The sequence below is a fragment of the Burkholderia sp. YIM B11467 genome, from assembly GCF_052952715.1.
The window spans coordinates 66,899-84,921 of record NZ_JBQVSQ010000012.1; the positions used below are offsets into that span (position 1 = coordinate 66,899).

The following is an 18,023-nucleotide window of genomic DNA, read 5'->3' on the forward strand; positions in this document are numbered from 1 at the left end:
GCAGCATTGAACGATGACGCGTGCTGAACGACTGCTCTCGCTATTGCAGCTGTTGCGACGCCACCGCCACCCGGTGAGCGGTCGCGTGCTGGCTGAAGAACTAGGCATCAGCCTACGCACGGTCTATCGCGACATTGCGTCGTTGCAGGCGCAGGGTGCGGACATCGAAGGCGAGCCGGGTGTCGGCTACGTGCTGCGTGCCGGTTTCATGCTGCCGCCATTGATGTTTTCGCAATCGGAACTCGAAGCGCTGATGCTCGGCTTTCGCTGGGTCGGGAAGTTCGCCGATGCACAGCTCACGACGGCCGCATCCGATGCGCTCGCGAAAATATCCGCCGTGCTGCCGGTCGACCTGCGCCGCGAGATGGAATGCACGACACTGCTCGTCGGCCCGCGTACGGTCGAGGATCGGGAGATCGTCGACATGGGTGCCGTGCGCACGGCGATTCGTACCGAAAGCAAGATCAGGATTCGATATTCGGGCGAAGGCCGGAGAGCGATCGACGAACGGATCGTGTGGCCATTCGCGCTCGGCTATTTCAATGATGCGCGGATTCTGGCGGCGTGGTGCGAAGGGCGGAACGACTTCCGGCATTTCCGGACCGATCGCATCGTCGAGCTGGAACGGCTGGATGTGCGTTATCCGAGGCGGCGAGCGGTGCTGCTGAAGGCGTGGCGTGCGGCGGGCGCCGACGTGCGTGTGGCGGTGAGGTAGCGTGCGGCCGCTCGGCCGCACGCGCCGGTGCGCTTATGCGACGTGCGCTACGCCGTATTGCGTCGACAGATACCGTCGAATATCGGCCGGCGAGTCGATGAAGCGCCGGCCGTCGTGCTCGCGAATCGCGAGTGCATCGTCTTTCGGCGCGTGTCCGTCGCCGAGCACGAGCACGGGCGCGGACTGGTTGTCCGCGCCGATCAGCGCGACGATCGGCTGGCGCGGCCGCGGCGCGTCGATGTATTCGACGTCGACGGCGTCGCGCAGCTGCGGGTAGAAGCTCAGCAGCCCTTCGACGGAAACGGAGTCGCCGCAGTAGAACGGACCTTCGGAGTCCTTGAAAAAACCGGGGCGAAGAATGAACAGCGTGTCTTTCATGATGATCTCGCTATGAGGGTGGGGCGAACGTTGAAGAAAACGTGATGCGGGGTGGCCTGTACTACGTCGCCGGACTTCACGCTTCCGCGAGCGCGGCGGCGCGCATTCTGGCGAAACCGGCGGCGAGGTCGGCGATCATGTCGTCGGGATGCTCGAGCCCCGCGTGAATCCGCAGCAGCGGGCCTGCCGTTGCCCATTGCGTGGCGGTACGGTTGCGCGACGGATTGGACGGGATGATCAGGCTTTCGAAGCCGCCCCAGCTATACCCCATGCCGAAGCACGTCATCCCGTCGAGCAGCGCGCGCACCGCCTCGTCGGGCTGCGGATGCAGCACCACGCCGAACAGCCCGCATGCGCCGGTGAAATCGCGCTGCCATAGCGCATGGCCGGGGTCGCCGGGCCGCGCCGGATACAGGATCCGCGCAACTTCCGGTTGTGCAGCGAGCCATTCGGTCAGCACGTGTGCGTTGCGTTGGTGCCGCTCGAGCCGGACCGATAGCGTACGCAGGCCGCGCAGCGCGAGATACGCGTCGTCGCCGCTGACCGTCATCCCGAGTTGCCGGTAGAAGCGCGTGACTTTCTGGGCGAGCGCTTCGGTCGTCAGGATCGCGCCCATCAGCACGTCGGAGTGTCCGGCGATGTACTTGGTCGCGGCATGAATCGACACGTCGACGCCATGCGAAAACGACCGGAAGTTCAGCGGCGTGCCCCACGTGTTGTCGAGCAGCACGACGGCGCCGTGCCGGTGCGCGACGCGGCTGATGGCCGGAATATCCTGCACCTCGAAGGTCAGCGAGCCCGGCGATTCGGCGAATACCGCACGCGTGTTCGGCCGCATCAGCGAAGCGATGCCCGCGCCGATCGACGGATCGTAGTAGGTCGTCTCGATGCCGAGGCGCGCGAGCGTTTCATCGCAGAACGAGCGGGTCGGGTCGTACACGGAATCGGCCATCAGCAGATGGTCGCCGGGATTCAGCACCGCGAGCAGCGCGGTCGTGATCGCGCTGAGGCCGCTCGGCGTCAGCAGCGCGGCGTGCGCGCCTTCGAGGCGCGCGAGCGCTTTCTCGAGCGCGCGTGTGGTCGGGCTGCCGTGGCGCCCATACGCGAGCGGGGTGCCGCGCACCGCGTCGAGGGCATCGGTGCCGTGAAAGAGCAGGGTCGACTGGCGATACACGGGCGGGTTCACGGGCGAACCGGGTTGGCCGTGCGAACGGCCTTCGTGGGCGAGTACGGTGTCGGTCGAATGCGATGGGTTCAAGGTGTCGTCCTTTGAGGGTCAATCAATCGAAGCAAGGCCGCCGCTGCGCGGTCAGTGCAGGATCTTGTCGAGGAAGTCGCGGGCGCGCTCGGAACGCGGCGCGGCGAAGAACCTGTCGCTGGCCGCGTCCTCCACCACCGCGCCCTGGTCCATGAAAATCACGCGATGCGCGACTTTCCGCGCGAAGCCCATTTCATGCGTGACGCAGACCATCGTCATGCCGTCGCGCGCGAGCTCGACCATCACGTCGAGCACTTCGTTGATCATCTCGGGATCGAGCGCGGAGGTCGGCTCGTCGAACAGCATCGCGACCGGGTTCATCGACAGCGCGCGCGCGATCGCGACGCGCTGCTGCTGGCCGCCGGACAACTGCCCCGGATACTTGTGCGCATGGGCCTTCAGGCCGACACGATCAAGCAGCTTCATGGCGTTCTCGACGGCCTCGTCTTTGCGGCGGCCGAGCACCTTGACCTGCGCGAGCGTCAGGTTCTCGGTGATCGACAGGTGCGGAAACAGCTCGAAGTGCTGGAACACCATGCCGACGCGAGCGCGCAATTGCGCAAGCTTCGCGGCCGGGTCGCCGAGCCGCATGCCGTCGACGGTGATGCTGCCTTTCTGGAACGGCTCGAGACCGTTGATCGTCTTGATCAGCGTCGACTTGCCGGAGCCCGACGGCCCGCACACGACGACCACTTCGCCTTTCGAGACCGCCGCACTGCATGCCGAGAGGACCTGATGCTTGCCATACCATTTCGAAACATTGTCGAGCGTAATCATGTTCTGTCCGTCGTTGAGGTCGGGTTGAATGGGCGGCACGCGTTCAATGCGTGGACGGCAGCGCGAGGCGCGTTTCGACGCGGCCCTGAAGCCGCGTGAGCAGCGTGCTCAGCACCCAGTAGATCGCGGCGGCCGCGAGATAGAGCGGCAGCGGCTGGAACGTCGCGGCGATCACTTCCTGCGTCGAGCGCAGCAATTCAGTGACGGTGATCACCGAGACCAGCGACGTGTCCTTGATCAGGCTGATCAGCGTGTTGCCGAGGCTCGGCACCGCGAGGCGCAGCGCTTGCGGGCAGACGATATAGCGCAGCGTCTGCACATGCGTGAGACCGAGGCTGTGCGCGGCCGCCCATTGCCCGCGGCCGATGCCGAGGATCGCACCGCGCATGCTTTCCGACAGATAGGCGCCTGCGTTGAGCGTCAGCGTGAAGATGCCGGCCGTCGTCGGATCGAGCGTGATGCCGAGATCGGGCAGCCCGTAATAGACGACGAACATCTGCACGAGCAGCGGCGTGCCGCGCATCAGGCTGACGTAGCCCTGCGCCAGCCCTGCGGCGAGCCGGTTGCTGCCAATGCGCATGATCGCGATCACGAGCCCGACGACGAGGCCGAGCGCCATCGACGCCACCGCGAATTTCAGCGTGAGCACCGCGCCCTTGACCATCACGGGCAGGGTATGAACGACCAGTTCGAGTGCTTCCATCACGTGTCTCCTGATTGTGTGCCGGACGGCCCGCGCGTTCGTGCGCGCGGGCGCGGGGCGGGCTGTGTTATTGCGTCACCGGCTTGGTCGTATCGGCGCCGAACCACTGCATCGAGATCTTCTTCAGCGTGCCGTCCTGCTGCAGCGACGCGACCGCATCGTCGATCGCCTTCGCGAATTTCGGATTGCCCTTGCGGAACGGGATGCCCATCCGGTCCTCGCCGCCCGCCAGCACGGAACCCGGGCGCAGCGGCAGGTGCGAGTTCTTGATCAGGTAGCTGAGCATCAGGCGATCGTTGACCGCCGCATCGATACGGCCCGCCGCGAGGTCGCGCAGGTTTTCCGGTGTGCCCGGGTAGACCTGCAGATCGATGGCGGGCACTGTCTTGACGAGATCGACGTAGTTGCTGCCCATCGTTACGCCGACCTTCTTGCCCTTCAGTTCGTCGAGCGACTTGAATGCGCGCGCGTCGTTCTGACGCTGCAGCAGCTGCGCCGACGAATACACGTAGGGTGCGCTGAAGTCGAGCGCTTGCTGGCGCGACGGCGTAATCGCGACCTGGTTGACGATCACGTCGAATTTGCCGGCCTGCAGGCCGGCGAGGATCCCGCTCCATTCGGTCGTGACGAACTGCGGCTTCACGCCGAGTCGTGCGGCGACCGCTTTCGCGACGTCGACATCGAAGCCTTCGAGCTGGCCGTCGGCATTGCGGTAGTCGAACGGCGGATAGGTGCCTTCCAGTGCGATCTTCAGCACGCCGGCCTGTTTGACGGTGTCGAGCAGGTCCGCCGCGTGCGACGTGGCGGCCGCCATGCAGAGGAGTGCGGCGGCGATGCCTTGCTTGAGCGTCGGGGTGAAGTGCTTCATGGTCGTCTCCGTGGTTGTTGTCGAAAATTCAGGGTGTGCGAAGCCGCGGCGACGGGCGGCGTCGCCGTGGGCGGGAAGTCGGTGCGGCGGGTGGCGGCGCGTGTCGTGCGCAGCCGTGCGTGATGCCGTGCGTTACGGCATGCGTTCGCGCGCGACGGTGGTGTGGCGCGCGTGCGGATGAATACGTGAGCAGTGCGAGTGGTCGCCGCGTGACGCATGAGCCGACCGTGCGGCATGCGTGTCGAACGTGTTCCGGTGCGCGGCGAAGAGTTCAAGCATGGTGTTCATGATTGCCCGTACGGCTTTGCGAGAGGGTGGACCGGGTGCTTCGTCGATGCGCATCCGGTGACACGAATGCTGAGCGACTGAGGGCAATCTTAGGTTCATCAAAAAGGAATGTGTTTCCAAAGATGCATGCACTTTCTGCGCGCCGTGGAATGTTTTTCTCTGCGTGCGGAAGGTGGCGCAAGCGATCTGCTGCGGTTGCGCATGATGCGAAGCATCAGGTGCTACGGTGCGACCGCGCGGTTGCTCCGCATCGCGAGCGGGTGAACCGGTGGCACACCGAAAAGCAAAACGGCCAGGCTTGCCGGTAGCGGCAAGCCTGGCCGTTGGCCTTCGTGTCGACGAAAGCGCGTTACGCGAACGTCTCGAGCGCGAGCAATTCGTCGATCGTCTGCCGGCGGCGGATCAGCCGCGGCGTGCCGCGATCGACGAGCACTTCCGGCGCGAGCGGCCGGCTGTTGTAGTTCGAGGACATCGATGCGCCATACGCGCCCGCGTCGTGCAGGAACAGCAGGTCGCCGATCTGCGGCTGCGGCAGCGTGCGGTGCGTGACCACGCCGCCCGCGTCCTGCGTGAACACGTCGCCCGATTCGCACAGCGGCCCCGCGATCGCGAGGTCGACGAGCGGCCGGCCCGCGGGCAGCGCGCCGTCGTGCGCGTGCACGGACACGGCGTGGTAGCTGCCGTACATCGAGGGGCGCATCAGGTCGTTGAAGCCCGCGTCGATCAGCACGAAATCGTGCTTCGGCCGGCGGTTGACGGCCTGCACTTCGGTGACGAGCGTGCCGGCTTCGGCGACGAGGAAGCGGCCCGGTTCGATCTCGATGCGCACCGGATGGCCGAGATGCCGTTCGATCCGCTTGCGCGCGGCGTCCCACTGGCTGAAGTAGTGACCGACGTCGACGCGCGGCTCGCCGTCGCGATACGGAATCGACAGGCCGCCGCCGGCCGAGATCGCGTCGATGTCGTGACCGAGCGACGTGACGAGATCGACCATCGCATCGCACACCTGCGACAGGTGGCCGTAGTCGACGCCCGAACCGATGTGCATGTGGATGCCGACGAGCTTCAGCCCGTACTGGCGCACGATCTCGATCGCGCGCGGCACGTCGTCGATCCAGATGCCGTGCTTGCTCTGCGGGCCGCCGGTGTTGGTCTTGTTGCTGTGGCCGTGGCCGAAGCCGGGGTTGACGCGCAGCCACACGCGATGGCCCGGCGCGTGTTCGCCGATCCGCGCGAGCATGTCGAGCGAACCCGCGTTCACGGTCACGCCGTGCTTCAGCACGGCCGCGAGCGTCGGGCGGTCGATCAGGTCGGCCGTGAACACGACGCCTTCCGGCTCGCCGGCGGGACTGAACCCGGCCGCGAGGCTGCGTTCGATCTCGCCGAGCGACACGGCGTCGACGCATGCGCCTTCTTCGCGCATCAGCTTCAGGATATGGACGTTCGAGTTGGCCTTCTGCGCGTAACGGATCACGTCGAACTGGCGCAGTTGGGCGATGCGGTCGCGGATGACGTCGGCGTCGTACACCCACAGCGGGGTGCCGTATTGTTGCGCGAGCGTCGCGAGCTGGCGGGAATCGAGGGACATGGCGGATGAATCGGATCGAATGAACGGATAGCGTCGATGATGCACCTGTTCAGCTATACAGTAAAATGCCTGTTTATCGACATTTGATTCATATCTGATATAGACGATCATGCTCACGCACCGCCATATCGAGGTCTTTCGCGCGCTGATGGTCACCGGCAGCACGACGCGCGCGGCCGAAATGCTCTACACGTCGCAGCCGACGATCAGCCGCGAGCTCGCGCGGATGGAGCAGGTCGTCGGTTTCGCGCTGTTCGAGCGCGCGCACGGCCGGCTGCGGCCGACGATGGCCGCGCTCACGCTGTTCGACGACGTGCGGCTCGCGTATGTGGGGCTCGAGCGCGTCGCGGCGACGGCCGCGCGCCTGCGCGAGTTTCGCGACGGGCAGTTGTCGGTGATCGCGCTGCCGGCGTTCTCGCACGCGATCCTGCCCGGCGCGTGCCGGCGGTTTCACGGCGCGCACGCGGGCGTCAGCGTGTCGGTCGCGACGCAGGAGTCGCCGGTGCTCGAGGAGTGGCTGACCGCGCAGCGTTACGACCTCGGGCTGACCGAGCACGACGTCGCGCCGGCCGGCACCGTGCTCACGCCGCTGCTCGAAGTCGACGAAGTATGCGTGCTGCCCGACGGCCATCCGCTGCTCGCGCAGGACGCGATCGATCTGCTGGATCTCGCCGATCGGCCGTTCGTGAGCCTGTCGCTGAACGATCCGTACCGCATCCTGATCGACGAGGCGTTTGCGCAGCTCGGCGTCGCGCCGCGCTCGGTCGTCGAAACGCCGTCGGCCGTGTCGGTGTGCGCGTTCGTGCGGCAGGGGCTCGGCGCGGCGATCGTCAATCCGCTGACCGCGCTCGATTTCGTCGGGCGCGACCTGCACGTGCGGCCGCTCACGCGCTCGTTTCCGTACCGGGTCAGCATGATCGTGCCCGAGCATCGGCCGAAGAACCTGCTCGTCGATGCGTTCGGCGCTGCGCTGCGCGCGGAGGCGAAGGCGATCCGTCGCCGGCTGGCCGCGCACCTCGGTTAACGCGGCCGTATGATGGGCGTTTCGTCGCCATCGTCCTCACTTTCCGGAACCTCGTCATGACCGACGCTTCATCTTCCCTCGAACAACCGACGCTCACCGGCGAGCGTATCGAACTGCGGCCGCTTGAAGCATCCGACCGGCAGGCGCTGCTGGATGCCGCGGCGGACGGCCAGTTGTGGAACCTGAAGGTTACGGCCGTGCCGAGCGCGGAGACGGTCGATGCTTATATCGATACTGCATTGAAGGGGCGTGCGGCCGGCACCGTAATGCCGTTCACGATCGTCGATCGCACATCGGGCCGCGTGATCGGCAGTACGCGCTTCTGGAAAATCGATCGCACGCATCGCAAGCTCGAGATCGGCCATACGTGGCTGAGCGAATCGGCGCAGCGTACACGCGCGAATACCGAAGCGAAGTGGCTGCTGCTGACCTATGCGTTCGACACGCTGCATTGCGTGCGCGTGCAGTTCACGACCGACGAGCTGAACGAGAAATCGCGCGCGGCGATTCTGCGGCTCGGCGCGAAGCAGGAAGGGATCGTGCGTCATGAACGGATCATGCCGGACGGCCGCAAGCGTAATTCGGTGCGCTTCAGCATCATCGACGACGAATGGCCGGAGGTGAGTGCGCGGCTCGCGGCGAAGCTCGCGAAGTAACGTGTAACGCATGACGTACAGCGCGCGTTTGAGCGCTAGGTCATGCAGTCAGATGTGCATCGCGCCGCCGGAACCGGGCGGCGCGATGACGGGGGAAGCGGTGCGCCGCGCACGGTGCGCGGCGCTGCATCGTAATACCGCGCCGATTACTGCGCCGATGCGAGGTGATGACGCTCGGCGAGTTTCTGCGCGTCTGCGTAATGCTTCTGCAGGATCGGCAGCGACTGGCGTGCGACTTCCTTCAGCTTCGTGTCGCGGCCCGATGCGATTTCGGCCTGGAATGCCGAGATCGCCTTCTGCTGGCCGGCGAGCGCCACCTGCTCGATGTACGCCTTGTCGAACTCGGCGCCGCGCAGGTTCTTGATGCTGTCCAGTGCGGCCGTGTCGGGGTCGTTGGCCGGCACGTCGACGCCGCGCGGGCTCGCCGCGCGCATCGCCTGGATGATCTTTTCATCGTCGGTCGACACGCGTTGCGCGAAGGCTTTCACCTGGCTGTCCGACGTGCGCGAATCGGCGATGCGCGCCGCGTCGTGCTGCGTCGACACGGTTTTCGTGCCGTCGGTGATGAAGGCCTGGTCGGCTTCGTGGATGCGCGTCGCGGCAGCGGCCGGCGCGGACGGTGCCGGTTGCGCGGTTTGCGCGGTCGCCGTCACGGCGACGAGAAGCAGGCCAGCGGCAGACAAAGCAAGGCGCGAGATGTGGGGAAAGCGGTTCATGGGACCTCCTTTCGATCGGGGCTCTGGTTAAAAGACGGATGACATGATCCGTAGCTGTGCGAGAGACCGGGCGCGCCCGGGCCGGATTCGACCGCCGCTCTGCCGCGGCGCCGGTCGAAGTGTTTCCCGGCCCGACTGATTCTAGGAGGGTGGTTGGGTAGCAGGTGCAACCGTGCTGTGGCTTGTGTAACGGTTGGTAAGACGAATCGATGCGCGAGTGCGCGGACCGGTATTGCGTACCTGCTGCGCGTGCCGCGGCGGCAATTTTTGCGCGCCTGCGGCTTGCGGGATGCACGAACATGTCATCCGCATTTCATCGTGTTGCCGCCGTGTCGTGCAGGTCGAGCGACGTGTCGAGTCGCGCATGCGATGCGCTCGAACGCGTCACACGCGATCGAGCAACGCGTCGAGGCGGGGCAGCAACGGCGTCGCGCAATGCGCCTGCAACGCGTCGGGTGCGGTGTAGCCCCACGCGACGCCCTGGAATGCGATGTGCGCGCGTCGTGCCGCGTCGGCGTCGCGGATTTCGTCGCCGACGTACAGCACTTCGTCGGCGCGCACGCCGGCTTCGCGAACGAGCGCGCGCAGGCGACGCGCCTTGCCGAACAGCGAGATGCCGCACGCGAAATGATCGACGCGGCCGCAGGCGCGCGGGCCGAGCCGGTCGCGCACGATTGCCTCGGTATTCGACGTGGCGATCGCGATGCGGATGCCGCGCGCGGCGAGCGCATCGAAGGTTGCGTCGACGCCGGGGAACAGCATCACGTGCGCGACGCGCGGCTGCATCAGGCGGCGCATGTCGATCGTCACGCGCGGCACCTTCCACATCGGCACGTCGAGCGCACGGATGATGTCGCGCGCCGACATGCCGCGCAGCGCCGGGCGCAGTTCGGGCGTGGCGTCGCGAAAGCTGTGCAGGCGCGCTGCTTCCGACAGCGCCGCGAGAAAGCTGTCGAGCGAATCGGCGAGCGTGCCGTCGAAGTCGAATGCAATGAGGCGGTAGGGCATGAAGCGGCGTGGCAGGTTCATTGAGCGGGCGACATTGTCACCGAATCGAGGCCCGTTGCCCGCACGACCGGCTGCGCCTGCGGCGACGCGAGATAGTCGAGCAGCTTCTTCGCGTCGTCCGGATGATCGGCGCCGACCGGAATGCCGCCCGCGAAGCGTGTGACCGACTGCACGGATTCGGGCACCTTGCCCGCATACGTGACGCCCGGCACGGGCAGCAGTTCGCTGACCTGCTGGAAGCCGATTTCGTAGTCGCCGTTCGCGACGACGGATGCCACCGGGATGCGCGGCACCATCGTCGCCTTCGGCTTCACCTGATCCTCGATGCCGAGTTTCCGGAACATTTCCTTCTCGACGTAGACGCCGCTCGCACTGTCCGAATACGCAACCGATTTCGCGCGCAGCAGCACGTCCTTCAATTGTTCGACGGTACCGATGTCGGGCTTCGGCGCGCCGGCGCGTACGACCATGCCGATCCGCGAATCGGCGAGTTCGACGCGCGATGCGGGGAGCACCTTGCCTTCCTTGATCAGCTGGTCGAGTGCGTAGCCGACCATGATCAGCACGTCGGCTTTCTCGCCGTGAGCGAGGCGGTTCGGAATCGCTTCCATGGATTGACCCATCGACGGGCCGGAGATCGTGTCGAGCGTGTCGCCGGATGCGGCCGTGAAGCCGGGGCCCAGTTGTCGGTACGCAGCGGTGAAGCCGCCGGAGATCATCACGCGCAGTTCGGCCGCTTCGGCCGGCAGCGCCGCGGACGCAAGGGCGAGGATGGCGAGCCAGCATGCCGAGCGGCGCGCGAGGGCACGGCGGGGGGCAGAGGCGGTGAGTGCGGCGCGGTCGTGCATCGGGTGTCTCCTTCCGGTCGGTTGTTGTCGGCGTGCGCGGTCGGTTGCGACAGGCCGGCACGGGCTACATGATCCACCGAAATGCGTGCGCGGGTAAGCGGGCAAGCGCGACGCGTGTGACAGGGTGGCGCGTGGCTACTCGTAGTGGTAGCGACAGGACACGATGCTGATCTGAAGATCGTCCGCCTCATAGACCAGCCGGTTCGTGTCGTCGATACGGCGTGACCAGAAGCCGGACAGATTGGCCTTCAACGGTTCGGGTTTGCCGATGCCTTCGAACGGCGTTCGCTGGGCTTCGCGAATGAGCTGGTTGATGCGCTTGAGCGTCTTGCGATCCTGCCCCTGCCAATAGACATAGTCGTCCCACGCGTCGGAAGTAAAGAGCACGCGGCGTACGCTCATTCATCATCCTCGGCGAGCTTGTGTTCTTTCGCCTTGCCCTTGCGCAGTTGCGCGATCGAACGTTCGAGATGGGCGACGTTGGCAGGCGAGCGCAGCAAGTGAACCGTCTCCATCAGGCTGTCGTAGTAGTCCTGCGACATGATGACGGCGTTCGGCGCATCGCGGCGCGTGATGAGCGTCACGTCCGCATCGTCGACGACCTGGTCGATGACCGTCTTCAGATTGCCGCGGGCATCCGAAAAATGAATCGTGCGCATGATCTGCCTCACTTGTACATATGATTGTACAAGTATAGCACGGCGATGAAATATGTACGGGTTACCGTACAGGTTGCCGGGTGACAGTATTGGGCTGCTTGCCACCGTCCGGCGTGAGGATGCGCATCCGTCGGGCCGCGGCGGGTTGGTCGTCCCGCTTGTAGCCCACCGCACAGCGCGGTATCGTCGATGTTTCCCCTTCCCCCGACCGGAGAACAGACGTGCCCGCTGCCACCCCCGCCACGCTGAGATTTTCCACCGACAAGCGCGAACTCGACATCGACGCGATCTTCGACTTCCTGCATCGCGACGCGTACTGGTCGCAGGGCATTCCGCGCGATGTGGTCGAGCGCGCGATCGAGGGTTCGCTGTGCTTCGGCGCGTACGTCGGCGACCGGCTCGTCGGGTTCGCGCGACTCGTCACCGATCACGCGACGTTCGCGTACCTGTGCGACGTGTTCGTGCTGCCGGCCGAACGCGGCAACGGCTACGGCCGCGCATTGATCGACCACGTGTTCGCGCAGGAGATGGTGCAGCGCCTGCGCCGCATCATGCTCGTGACGACCGACGCGCACGAACTGTACCGGCCGGTCGGCTTCGGACCGTCCGCGCATCCCGAGCGGCTGATGGAAATCCGCCGCCCGGACATCTACGCGAAACGCTGACGCGCGGCGCAGCGCAGCGCATACAATACGCGCTTTCCGTTTTTGCCGAAGAGACGCACACCATGACCGAACAGGAAGCCGAGCAGCTCGCGACGCATCGCCACTACAAGGGCGGACTGTATCGCTATATCGGCGTTGCCCGCCATTCCGAAACCGAGGAATCGGTGGTCGTGTACGAGCATCTGTGGCCGCATGCGCGCGGGCTGTGGGTGCGGCCGGAAGCGATGTTCAACGGGAACCTCGAAGACGGCACGCCGCGCTTTCGCAAGCTGCGCGACTGAGCGACGCACCGGAGCCGGTGTCTAGCCGGCGCTGCCCGGTTTGTCGTACGACGCCTGTTGTCGCAGCGCCATCGTGAAGAAGCGCCGGATTTCTTCCGTCAGTTCCGCACGAGCCGACGCGAAATCGAACGCGCGCCGGTTTTCTTGCGCGTAGCGCCGGCGCCAGTCGTCGGCCGCGTGCCGCGCTTCGCGCGCACGCAGATCGTCGAGTTCGGGCGTGCGCAGCGCGTGATCGGCGATCAGCGTCACGCCGTCGCGGCTGACCTCCAGCACGCCGCCCGCGACGAGGAGGCGACGACGCTCGCCGGTCGGCGCATCGACGAGCATCACGACGCCCGGCCGGAGCCGCGTGAGGAGTGGCGCGTGGTGCGGGTAGATCCCCAGTTCCCCGCTTTCCCCCGGGGCGACGACGAAATGCGCGTCGCCCGCATACAGCACCGCTTCCACGCTCACGATGTCGAGCCTCATCGACGTCTTCATATGCACTCCTTCAGACTGCCGCCGCGCCGGCGACGATTTCGCACAGCTCGGTGGTGATCTGCGCCTGTCGCGTCTTCTGGTACAGGTGCCGCAGTTCGCGCAACACGCGGTCGGCATTGTCCGTCGCGGTCTGCATGCTGAACATCCGCGCGCATTGCTCGCATGCGTAGTTTTCGACGACGGCCTGATAGAGCGTCGCCTCGACGTAGCGCAGCAGCAACGTGTCCACGACCGGTTTGGGCGCGGGCTCGTAGAGATAATCGGCCGCCGCCGCGCCGTTGACCGGTGCGCCGGTGTCGAGCCCCGCGATCGGCAGCATCGCATCGATGCGTGGCTCGTACGCGAGCGGGCTCGTCAGCCGGTTGTACGCAACATGCACTTCGTCGAGCTCGCCGTTGACGAACGCGGTCAGCGGCACGAGCAGCGCGCCGAGCAACTGCTCGAAGTGCGGCTCGGCGGCCAGGCCGCTCGCACGCGCGGCGATGGTCGCGCCATGGCGCAGTAGCGGCGCGATACCGCGCGCGCCGATCACGCTCAGTTCGCATGTGATGCCGGCCCGGTCCCAGCGTTCGAGCGCATCCACGCATTCGACGAGCAGCCGCGCATTGAGCGGGCCGCACAGCCCGCGATCGGTGCTGACGACGATCAGCCCGACGCGGCGCACGGTATCGCGTCGCGCCATCAGCGCCGATACGTGGTCGGGCCGATCGCGCAGCACGCGTTCGGCCATCGCGCCGATGCGCGCCGCGTACGGGCGGAACTCGCGCGCGCGTCGCTGCGCGCTCGCCATCTTGGTGCGCGCCATCATTTCCATCGCCTTGGTGATCTTGCGCGTGGACGAGGTACTGGCGATCTTCGAGCGGATTTCGCGTATGTGCATGTCAGGGGCGGCGTCGCGGCCATCCGGATGTCATCGTGCGGCTTCATGCTATCGGGACTTCACCTGAAACGATTGACGAGAATCAAACGATTTCGCCCGGTCCCGCACCAGAATCCGTTCACGTGATCATTGCGAAGGGGGTAGTCGATGACCGATTTCCGCACGCATCAGAAATACGAAGCGCTGGTCGAGCGTTGCCGTGCATTGGGTCCGGTGACGGTCGCGGTCGCCCATCCTTGCGACGAGGTATCGTTGCACGGGGCCGTCTCCGCCGCCCGTGCCGGTATCGTGGTGCCCGTCCTGGTCGGGCCGGTGGCGCGGATCACGGCGCTCGCCGCGACGCTCGGCGTCGACCTGTCCGGCTATCGGCTCGTCGATGCGCCGCACAGTCACGCGTCGGCCGCGCGCGCCGTCGAGCTGGTGCGCGCGGGCGACGCGCAGGCGCTGATGAAAGGCAGCCTGCATACCGACGAGTTGCTTGAGGAAGTGGTGCGCGCCGATACGGGGTTGCGCACCGGACGGCGCCTGAGCCACGTGTTCATCATGGACGTGCCGACTTACCACAAGCCGCTGTTCATCACCGACGCGGCCGTCAATATCCGTCCGACGCTCGAGCAGAAGGCCGACATCGCGCAGAACGCGATCGATCTCGCGCACGCGCTCGGCATTGCCCGGCCGAAGGTGGCGATCCTGTCGGCGGTCGAGACGGTCAGCTCGAAGCTGCCGTCGACGCTCGACGCGGCTGCGCTGTGCAAGATGGCCGAACGCGGCCAGATCACCGGTGCACTGCTCGACGGGCCGCTCGCGCTCGACAACGCGATCAGCCCCGAAGCCGCGCGGCTCAAGCATCTCGGTTCCGCGGTCGCGGGCGATGCGGACATCCTGCTCGCGCCCGACCTCGAGGCTGGCAACATGCTCGCGAAGGAGCTGACGTTCCTGGCGAATGCCGATGCGGCCGGCATCGTGCTCGGCGCGCGCGTGCCGGTGATCCTGACGAGTCGCGCCGACAGCGAACGCACGCGTCTGGCGAGCTGCGCGGTCGCGGCGCTCGTCGCGGCGGCGGCGCGCGCCAAGGCGGTGCCCGTGGCCGCGCCGGCGGTTGCGGCCGACGCGCACTGACGGGGGCGGCGATGCGACATCCCGTACTGGTGCTCAATGCCGGCTCGTCGAGCCTCAAGTTCTCGGTCTACGACACGCGCGAGGATCGCTCGCTCGATGCGGGCCTGCACGGGCAGGTCGAGAACCTGCATGACGCGCCGCATCTGTTCGTGGCCGATGCGCACGGTGCAACGCTCGCTGACGGCCCCGTCGCGCGAACGGGGCATCAAGGCGCGATCGAAGCGCTGCACGCGTGGTTCGCGGCTCATGTCGGGCGGGAGGCGGCGTTCGACGGCGTCGGGCACCGGGTCGTGCACGGCGGCCCGTATTTCACCGCACCCGTGCGGATCGACGCGCGCGTGCTCGATGCGATAGCGTCGCTTTCGCCGCTCGCGCCGCTGCACCAGCCGCACCACGTCGACGCGATCCGCGCGGTTGCCGCGGTTGCGCCGAACCTGCCGCAGGTCGCGTGTTTCGACACCGCGTTCCATGCGACGATGCCGGCGCTGGAACGGGAGTTCGCGCTGCCGCGCGCGCTGACCGAGCAGGGGATCGTGCGCTACGGTTTCCACGGGCTGTCGTACGAGTACATCGCGACGGCGCTTGCGGCGCTCGATCCGTCGTGGGTACAACGCCGGACGGTGGTCGCGCACCTCGGCAACGGCGCGAGCCTGTGTGCGCTCGCGAACGGCCGCAGCGTCGCGACGACGATGGGGTTCACGGCCGTTGACGGGCTGCCGATGGGCACGCGCACGGGCGCGCTGGACCCGGGCGTGATCCTGTACCTGCAGCGTCACGCGGGCCGGTCGCTCGACGAGGTCGAGCATCTGATCTATGCGGAGTCGGGGCTGCTCGGCGTGTCTGGCGTGTCGAGCGACATGCGCACGCTGCTCGCGAGCGACGCACCGTCGGCCGCGCACGCGGTCGAGTTGTTCGCGTACCGCGCGGCCCGCGAACTCGCCGCGTTGGCCGGCGTGCTCGGCGGTCTCGACACGTTCGTGTTCACGGCGGGCATCGGCGAGCACGCGCCGCACGTGCGTGAACGGATCTGCAGCCGCGCGGCGTGGCTCGGCATCGTGCTCGACGACGCGGCGAACGCCGCCGGCCTGCCGGTGATTTCGAGCGACGCGTCGCGCGTGACGGTGCGCGTGATCCCGACCGACGAAAATCTGATGATCGCGCGGCACACGCGCCGCGTGCTGGACGACGCGATCCCTTCCACGCGGTATCCGACCCGGTGAGACCTTCGATGACAGCACGCGACACCTCTTCCCCTGCCGTCAGCGCCCCCGCGCTGCCGATTTTCTGGCCGATGGCCGCTGCCACCGCGATATTTGCGGCCGGCTCCGAGATCGCCGCGCGCAATCTCCGCTTCCTCGCGGAAGAGGAGAAGCTCCACTTCGACACGCATCCGGCGCTGGCGTCGACGAACCGGCCGTTGCTGGAGTTGCGGACGATGACGTTTCGCGATTATTCGGTCGCGCCGGCGCACGGGTTGCCGACGATCGTCGATGCGCCGTATGCGGGGCACGGCGCGATGATCGCCGACTACCAGCCGGGGCAGAGCCTGATGCAGACGCTGCGCGAGCACGGCGTGACGCGTCTGTACCTGACCGACTGGCGCTCGGCCACCGAGGACATGAAGGACCTCGAGATCGACCAGTATCTGGCCGAGCTGAACGTGTGCGTCGACGAACTCGGCGGCCGCGTGAATCTCGTCGGGCTGTGTCAGGGCGGCTGGATGTCCGCGATGTATGCCGCGCGCTTCCCGCACAAGGTCGCGAGCCTCGTGCTGGCGGGCTCGCCGATCGACACCGACGCGGGCGACGGCCCGATCAAGCGGATGGTGCACACGTATCCGACGTCGTTCTACGAGGAACTCGTTGCAATGGGCGGCGGGCTGATGCGCGGGCGCTTCATGTTGCGCGGCTGGAAGAACATGCATCCCGACCAGCACTATCTGACCGAGCACGTCGACCTGTACGAACATCTCGACGATCCCGAATACCTGCGCAAGCGCGAGGTGTTCGCGAGCTGGTATGAAAGCCCGATCGACCTGCCGGGGCGCTGGTACCTGCAGGCGATCGTGCAGATCTTCAAGGAGAACCGGCTCGCGAACGGCACGTTCGTCGCGCTCGGGCGCACGCTTGACCTGAAGGACGTCGTGTGCCCGGCCTATCTGCTCGCCGGCGAGGCCGACGACATCACGACACCGGAGCAGGTGTTCGGGGCGCGCGACCGTCTCGGGACGCCCGCGTCGCGGATCGAGAGCCGGCTCGTGCCGGGCGGCCATATCGGCCTGTTCATGGGGTCGCGCACGCTGACGACGGTGTGGCCGGACATCGCGCGATGGATCGCGGCGCAACGCTAGGGCCTGTTCCCGCTCATAACGGGCTTGCGCTGGCCCCCAGAAGGGCCGAGCGCAAGGATTGCGACGAAGCGAATACTCGACGTATTCGCGAGGAGCATGACGCGGCGATCGGCCCTTCTGGGGGCCAGCCCCACGAATGAATTTTTCCAAACAGGGGAACGTGTCTTGCCGGCCGTGTTGCGGCGTCGATCGTCGCTTGTTTGGCGCGGCCAAACGGCGCTCCTCACTCCTTGCACTACGACCGGCAAGGCACGTTCGCAAGCCCGTTATGAGCGGGAACAGGCCCTAGGCCGGCACGGATCGACACGGAGGGCGGCATGACGTTGCGACACAAGCGGGGGCTCGTCGTCGGCATCGCGAACGAGCAGAGCATCGCGTGGGGATGCGCGCGTGCGTTTTGCCGGGCGGGCGCCACGCTCGCGGTGACCTGGCAGTCGGAGAAGACCTTGCCGCACGTCGAGCCGCTGTTCGCGCAACTCGACGCGCCGATCCGGATGCCGCTCGACGTCGGGCGGCCCGACCAGATGGCGGCGGTGTTCGACGCGATCGCGGCGCAATGGGGTGCGATCGACTTCGTGCTGCATTCGGTGGCGTATGCACCGAAGGCCGATCTGCACGGCCGCGTGGTCGACAGTTCGCCGGAAGGTTTCTCGCTGGCGATGGATACCTCGTGCCATTCGTTCATCCGGATGGCGAGGCTCGCCGAGCCGCTGATGACGCGAGGCGGGAGCCTGATCGGATGCGCGGCAAACCCCGTCCTTC

General features: G+C 66.7%; 21 protein-coding genes and 1 pseudogene. 9 read left to right on the forward strand and 13 right to left on the reverse strand.

Going from position 1 to position 18,023, the window contains the following annotated elements:
• Positions 1 to 13 precede the first annotated feature (13 nt).
• A complete protein-coding gene (locus tag ACTRWB_RS31420) occupies positions 14 to 715 on the forward strand; it encodes a helix-turn-helix transcriptional regulator (protein ID WP_193100071.1) in 702 nt (233 codons plus the stop codon).
• Between the two features lie 33 nt (positions 716 to 748).
• Here the strand turns inward: ACTRWB_RS31420 and ACTRWB_RS31425 are convergent, their stop codons facing one another.
• The 6 genes from ACTRWB_RS31425 to lysA form a co-directional block, all read right to left on the reverse strand.
• On the reverse strand, positions 749 to 1,093 hold the full coding sequence (locus ACTRWB_RS31425) for a DUF3088 domain-containing protein (protein WP_446904147.1): 345 nt from the start codon (positions 1,091 to 1,093) through the stop codon (positions 749 to 751).
• Positions 1,094 to 1,169: 76 nt separating this feature from the next.
• Positions 1,170 to 2,351 (reverse strand): cystathionine beta-lyase, encoded by a 1,182-nt coding sequence (metC, locus tag ACTRWB_RS31430; RefSeq protein ID WP_446904148.1) that lies wholly within the window; start codon positions 2,349 to 2,351, stop codon positions 1,170 to 1,172.
• A 51-nt stretch (positions 2,352 to 2,402) separates the two neighbouring features.
• Positions 2,403 to 3,128, reverse strand: coding sequence for an amino acid ABC transporter ATP-binding protein (locus tag ACTRWB_RS31435; RefSeq protein WP_129515427.1), 726 nt, complete (start codon positions 3,126 to 3,128; stop codon positions 2,403 to 2,405).
• A gap of 43 nt (positions 3,129 to 3,171) precedes the next feature.
• Complete coding sequence (locus ACTRWB_RS31440; protein WP_048245569.1) at positions 3,172 to 3,831, reverse strand: amino acid ABC transporter permease; 660 nt, start codon at positions 3,829 to 3,831, stop codon at positions 3,172 to 3,174.
• A 67-nt stretch (positions 3,832 to 3,898) separates the two neighbouring features.
• The gene (locus ACTRWB_RS31445; protein ID WP_446904149.1) at positions 3,899 to 4,699 is read right to left on the reverse strand and encodes a transporter substrate-binding domain-containing protein; all 801 of its coding nucleotides are present in this window, start codon (positions 4,697 to 4,699) and stop codon (positions 3,899 to 3,901) included.
• Between the two features lie 637 nt (positions 4,700 to 5,336).
• Positions 5,337 to 6,575 (reverse strand): diaminopimelate decarboxylase, encoded by a 1,239-nt coding sequence (lysA, locus tag ACTRWB_RS31450; RefSeq protein WP_419688991.1) that lies wholly within the window; start codon positions 6,573 to 6,575, stop codon positions 5,337 to 5,339.
• A gap of 109 nt (positions 6,576 to 6,684) precedes the next feature.
• On the opposite strand from lysA, the gene ACTRWB_RS31455 reads away from it, so the two are divergent.
• Complete coding sequence (locus ACTRWB_RS31455) at positions 6,685 to 7,599, forward strand: LysR family transcriptional regulator (RefSeq protein WP_193100078.1); 915 nt, start codon at positions 6,685 to 6,687, stop codon at positions 7,597 to 7,599.
• Between the two features lie 56 nt (positions 7,600 to 7,655).
• Positions 7,656 to 8,255: a GNAT family N-acetyltransferase gene (locus ACTRWB_RS31460; RefSeq protein ID WP_446904150.1), complete on the forward strand. Its 600-nt coding sequence runs from the start codon at positions 7,656 to 7,658 to the stop codon at positions 8,253 to 8,255.
• Between the two features lie 146 nt (positions 8,256 to 8,401).
• On the opposite strand, the gene ACTRWB_RS31465 is transcribed toward ACTRWB_RS31460, so the two are convergent.
• From ACTRWB_RS31465 to ACTRWB_RS31485, 5 genes are all read right to left on the reverse strand, one after another.
• On the reverse strand, positions 8,402 to 8,971 hold the full coding sequence (locus tag ACTRWB_RS31465; protein ID WP_048245574.1) for a DUF4142 domain-containing protein: 570 nt from the start codon (positions 8,969 to 8,971) through the stop codon (positions 8,402 to 8,404).
• Positions 8,972 to 9,355: 384 nt separating this feature from the next.
• Positions 9,356 to 9,979 (reverse strand): HAD hydrolase-like protein, encoded by a 624-nt coding sequence (locus ACTRWB_RS31470; protein ID WP_446904151.1) that lies wholly within the window; start codon positions 9,977 to 9,979, stop codon positions 9,356 to 9,358.
• Positions 9,980 to 9,996: 17 nt separating this feature from the next.
• Positions 9,997 to 10,827, reverse strand: a complete 831-nt coding sequence (locus tag ACTRWB_RS31475) for a substrate-binding domain-containing protein (protein WP_446904152.1) — start codon at positions 10,825 to 10,827, stop codon at positions 9,997 to 9,999.
• 135 nt (positions 10,828 to 10,962) lie between these two features.
• On the reverse strand, positions 10,963 to 11,229 hold the full coding sequence (locus tag ACTRWB_RS31480; protein WP_011354451.1) for a Txe/YoeB family addiction module toxin: 267 nt from the start codon (positions 11,227 to 11,229) through the stop codon (positions 10,963 to 10,965).
• Positions 11,226 to 11,486 carry a type II toxin-antitoxin system Phd/YefM family antitoxin gene (locus ACTRWB_RS31485; RefSeq protein WP_011547275.1) on the reverse strand — a complete coding sequence of 87 codons (261 nt, stop codon included), beginning with the start codon at positions 11,484 to 11,486 and terminating at the stop codon, positions 11,226 to 11,228. Before ACTRWB_RS31485 ends, ACTRWB_RS31480 begins: the two co-directional genes overlap by 4 nt.
• A gap of 221 nt (positions 11,487 to 11,707) precedes the next feature.
• Between ACTRWB_RS31485 and ACTRWB_RS31490 the strand changes: the two genes are divergently transcribed.
• Positions 11,708 to 12,151, forward strand: a complete 444-nt coding sequence (locus ACTRWB_RS31490) for a GNAT family N-acetyltransferase (protein ID WP_412024109.1) — start codon at positions 11,708 to 11,710, stop codon at positions 12,149 to 12,151.
• Between the two features lie 62 nt (positions 12,152 to 12,213).
• Positions 12,214 to 12,432, forward strand: a complete 219-nt coding sequence (locus ACTRWB_RS31495; RefSeq protein WP_006480837.1) for a DUF1653 domain-containing protein — start codon at positions 12,214 to 12,216, stop codon at positions 12,430 to 12,432.
• A 21-nt stretch (positions 12,433 to 12,453) separates the two neighbouring features.
• Here the strand turns inward: ACTRWB_RS31495 and atpC are convergent, their stop codons facing one another.
• Both atpC and atpG read right to left on the reverse strand, forming a co-directional pair.
• Positions 12,454 to 12,912 carry an ATP synthase F1 subunit epsilon gene (gene atpC / locus ACTRWB_RS31500; protein WP_193100082.1) on the reverse strand — a complete coding sequence of 153 codons (459 nt, stop codon included), beginning with the start codon at positions 12,910 to 12,912 and terminating at the stop codon, positions 12,454 to 12,456.
• A gap of 10 nt (positions 12,913 to 12,922) precedes the next feature.
• A complete protein-coding gene (gene atpG, locus ACTRWB_RS31505; RefSeq protein WP_446904153.1) occupies positions 12,923 to 13,792 on the reverse strand; it encodes an ATP synthase F1 subunit gamma in 870 nt (289 codons plus the stop codon).
• Between the two features lie 147 nt (positions 13,793 to 13,939).
• On the opposite strand from atpG, the gene ACTRWB_RS31510 reads away from it, so the two are divergent.
• The 4 genes and pseudogenes from ACTRWB_RS31510 to ACTRWB_RS31525 form a co-directional block, all read left to right on the forward strand.
• Complete coding sequence (locus ACTRWB_RS31510; protein ID WP_446904154.1) at positions 13,940 to 14,911, forward strand: phosphate acetyltransferase; 972 nt, start codon at positions 13,940 to 13,942, stop codon at positions 14,909 to 14,911.
• A gap of 11 nt (positions 14,912 to 14,922) precedes the next feature.
• Complete coding sequence (locus ACTRWB_RS31515) at positions 14,923 to 16,131, forward strand: acetate/propionate family kinase (protein ID WP_446904155.1); 1,209 nt, start codon at positions 14,923 to 14,925, stop codon at positions 16,129 to 16,131.
• Between the two features lie 8 nt (positions 16,132 to 16,139).
• Positions 16,140 to 17,261 (forward strand): alpha/beta fold hydrolase, encoded by a 1,122-nt coding sequence (locus ACTRWB_RS31520; RefSeq protein ID WP_446904156.1) that lies wholly within the window; start codon positions 16,140 to 16,142, stop codon positions 17,259 to 17,261.
• A 317-nt stretch (positions 17,262 to 17,578) separates the two neighbouring features.
• A pseudogene (locus ACTRWB_RS31525) lies at positions 17,579 to 17,998 on the forward strand (SDR family oxidoreductase); the annotation flags it as partial.
• Between the last annotated feature and the right edge of the window lie 25 nt (positions 17,999 to 18,023).